Annotated in this window: 4 protein-coding genes; all 4 read right to left on the bottom strand. The window is 66.5% G+C overall.

Annotated elements, in window-relative coordinates:
* Window positions 1–527 (bottom strand): DUF1593 domain-containing protein (locus ACILQR_RS16035; RefSeq protein WP_395652368.1); only part of this gene is annotated, 527 nt, incomplete at its 3' end.
* Between the two features lie 52 nt (window positions 528–579).
* A complete protein-coding gene (locus tag ACILQR_RS16030) occupies window positions 580–2070 on the bottom strand; it encodes an FGGY family carbohydrate kinase (RefSeq protein WP_395652367.1) in 1491 nt (496 codons plus the stop codon).
* 1 nt (window position 2071) lies between these two features.
* Window positions 2072–3028: a transketolase family protein gene (locus ACILQR_RS16025; protein WP_395652366.1), complete on the bottom strand. Its 957-nt coding sequence runs from the start codon at window positions 3026–3028 to the stop codon at window positions 2072–2074.
* The coding region (locus ACILQR_RS16020; protein WP_395652365.1) for a transketolase at window positions 3025–3604 on the bottom strand (580 nt) is incomplete at its 5' end. The genes ACILQR_RS16020 and ACILQR_RS16025, both read right to left, overlap by 4 nt.

The following is a 3604-nucleotide window of genomic DNA, read 5'->3' as shown; positions in this document are numbered from 1 at the left end:
AACCGCTGCAACTCCTGCGGCGTCCGGGTCTCGCGGATGGTCCAGAGCGCCTGAGCCAAGGTGTTTGGGCCGCCCCAGACCAGCACCCACAATGGCCGGTCGTCGTCGCGATCGGCGGCGGCGATGATAAGCCGCGATCCGGCCGAATCCTTGCCTGCGCCGGTTGCTGCAAGGCCATAGGCGGGCTGACCTTCCGCGACGACCGAGAGGAGGTGATCGCGGGTCGGGAACCCGGTCTCGTGAAGCTCGAGGTTGTCGCGCACACGGCCATAGGCGCCGACGATGTCACGGATTCGCGGTGCGGCAGTCTTGTCCTGCAGATGGATCGAGGTCGTGGCGACCAGGCCTTCGACATCCCATTGGTTGGAATAGACTAGAAAGCGCACGAGCGACTGGGTGTCGTCCGGTTCGTTCTGGATATCGGTCAGCACCAGGACGCGGGGGCGCTCGCGGGGCGTATCCGACCAGGCCGGCGCCGTGCCCAGCAGACAGGCGACAAGAACGAAGACAGCGCTAGAACGCATCATGACGGGCTCTTCGACAGGGGGATGAGTTAGGCTTCTTTAGCTCGCTTGAACGTCACAAGGGCTCAAGGGGGATGGTGATCGAAGCCCTGGTGACGGCCTGTCGCCAGCGCGACGAAATCCGCTGGCGCGTGTCCGGCGCCATCGCCGAGGTGAAGACGACGGCATTGTCGGTCGATCCGCTCGCCCAACGCAATCCGAGGCTCTCGGCGGCCAGCCTGGCGACGCCAAAGGCGCTGAGTTCGACGATGGTCCCGCGACGGACCGGACAGCCGGACAGATCGGCCAGCAACTGCATCAGCATGTCGTTGGCTGAAGCCCCGCCATCGACCGCGATCACCGGAAAGGACTGGCCGAGGTCGGATTCCATCGCCTTGAGGACATCGACGATCTGCAGGGCGATGGCGTCGAGCGCGGCGCGGGCGACATGGGCGGGCCGTGATCCCAGCGTCATCCCCGAGATCGTTCCGCGCGCGTCTTCCTTCCAGTGAGGGGCGCCAAGGCCCGCGAACGCCGGCACAAGAACGATCCCGTCTGCATCCGGAACGGTCTGGGCAAGCCGTGTCAGGGCCTCGGCATCCTCCAGTCCCAGAAGGGCCGCCGTCAGGGCCGCCGTCTGCCCCGAGACCGAGATATTGCCCTCCAGCGCATGGAAGGCGGTGTCGCCCTTCTGCCAGGCGATCGTGCTCGAAAGGCCGTTCGAGGAGGAGACCCTGCGGTCCGTGACGGAGATGAGGGACGAGCCGGTGCCGCAGGTCACCTTGACCTCGCCGACTCCGGTGATCGAATGGCCATAGAGGGCGGCGTGGGAATCACCCATCACCGCCAGAATCGGCAGCCCGGCGCGAAGGCGGGTCGCGCCGTCCCTGGTTTCACCGAACACGGCGTTCGAGGGCCGGATCTGCGGCAAGATCGCCAGGGGAACCTGGAAGGCGTCGGCCAGCCAGGGGTCCCAGGTCAGGCTGTCCAGATTGAGCAGTTGGGTTCGGGACGCGTTGCTGAGATCGGTGGCGTGAACCCCGCCCGTGAGCTTCCAGATCAGCCAGGCGTCCATCGTGCCCGCGCGGAGGTCGCCCCGTTCGGCGCGCGCGCGCAGACCCGGCCGGCTGTCGAGCAGCCAGGCGATCTTCGTAGCGGAGAACAGGGCGTCGAGGCCGAGCCCGCTGCGCGCGACGATTTGAGGCTCGAGTTTCTGGGCGCGCAGCGCCTGACAACGCGCCGAGGTTCTCCGGCATTGCCAAAGGATGCTGGGACCGACCGGCTCGCCCGTGATGGCGTCCCAGACAACGACCGACTCGCGCTGGTTGGAGATGGCGACGCCGCAGATGTCGAAGCGATCACCGATGCTCTCGACCGCCTCTGCGATTGCTTCCCGGACGCCTTCCCACACCTCGATCGCGGACTGTTCGGCCCAGGCGGGTTGCGGGTGGGCGACGACGTTCGGGCGAGAGGCGCGCGCCACGATCCGTCCAAGCGCGTCAAAGACGACGACCTTGGTGTTTGTGGTGCCCTGATCGATGGCCAGGATGGCGCGAGCGGTGGTCATGTCAGGCCGCTTTGGCGATCAGAACCTCGTGGGCGGCGTTGGCAATGCCGGTGGCGGTCAATCCGAAATGCTCCATCAGGAACTCGGCCGATCCGGTCGGCAGAAAGCCCGGGAAGCCCAGGATCCGCATCGGCGTGGGCCTGCGCGTACTGACGACCTCTGCGACGGCGCTGCCCAGACCGCCCCGGACCGAATGTTCTTCGACCGTGACGATCGGTCCTGCGGCCGCGGCCTCCAGAATGACGTCCTCGTCGAGGGGATTGATCGTCGACATGTTGACGACCGCCGCGGAAATCCCCGACGCCGCAAGCAGGCTGGCGGCGTCGAGCGCGCGATGCACCATCGTGCCGTTGGCGATGAGTGTGACGTCCGAGCCTTCACGCAGACGCTCCGCCTTGCCGATCCGAAACACGGGGTTGGTGCGTTCCAGCTTGGGCACCGGCATACGACTGACCCTCAGGAAGACCGGCCCTTCGTGATCGACACAGGCCTTGACCGCCTCCTCCATTTCCCAGGGGTCGGAAGGCACGATGATGGTCAGCGGCGTCAGGGGGCGAAGCCAGGCGAGGTCCTCGATCGAATGGTGCGTCGGCCCGAGTTCGCCATAGGCAATGCCTGCGGCCATGCCGCAGAGCTTCACATTGGTCTGGGAATAGGCGACGTCGGCCTTGATCTGTTCGAGGGCCCGGCCCGTCAGGAAGCAGGAGGCTCCGCTGACGAACGGGATCTTGCCGCCGTTGGCGAGGCCGGCGCCGACGCCGATCATGTTCTGTTCGGCGATGCCGACATTGATCAGCCGTTCCGGAAATTTGGAGCGGAAGCCGCCGAGCTTGCTGGAGCCGACGCTGTCGTTGCACACGGCGACGATGCGCGGATCGTTCGCGGCCAGGTCCTCGAGGGTCCGTGCGAAGGCGTCGCGGCAGTCGAACAGACCTGTGGCGGGGGCAGCGCTGCTCATTGGCCGAGCTCCTTCAGGGCGAGGGCGTACTGATCCGGTGTGGGGCAGCCGTGGTGCCAACTCGCCTGGTTTTCCATGTAGGAGACGCCCTTGCCCTTAATGGTATCGGCGATGATGCAGCGCGGACGGCCATCCGTCGAACGGCTTTCAAGAGCCTCCAGCAAGGCGGATGGATCGTGGCCGTCCACCGACAGGATGTCGAAGCCGAAGGCGCGCCATTTGTCGCCCAGGGGCTCCAGGCTGACCGTCTCCTCGGTCGGCGCCCCCTGTTGAAGCCGATTGCGGTCGACGATGACGGTCAGATTGCCGAGGCGGCGATGCCCGGCGGTCATCGCGGCTTCCCAGCAGCTGCCTTCCTGGAGTTCGCCATCTCCGGTCAGGACATAGACATCGAAGCTCTGCGGCCCGAGCTGGGCGGCGATGGCCATGCCGACCGCCACGGGCAGGCCGTGGCCGAGCGGGCCGGTGTTGGTCTCGACGCCGGGAAGATACATCCGGTTCGGGTGGCCGTTCAGACGCGAGAGGGGCTCCAGATAGGTGTCGAGTTCCGTCTCGGGGAAGAAGCCGGCCAAGGCG

Origin of the sequence: Brevundimonas sp., from assembly GCF_044239655.1 — a bacterium.
Taxonomy (GTDB): Bacteria; Pseudomonadota; Alphaproteobacteria; order Caulobacterales; family Caulobacteraceae; genus Brevundimonas.
This window is presented reverse-complemented; position numbering and strand designations above follow the sequence as displayed.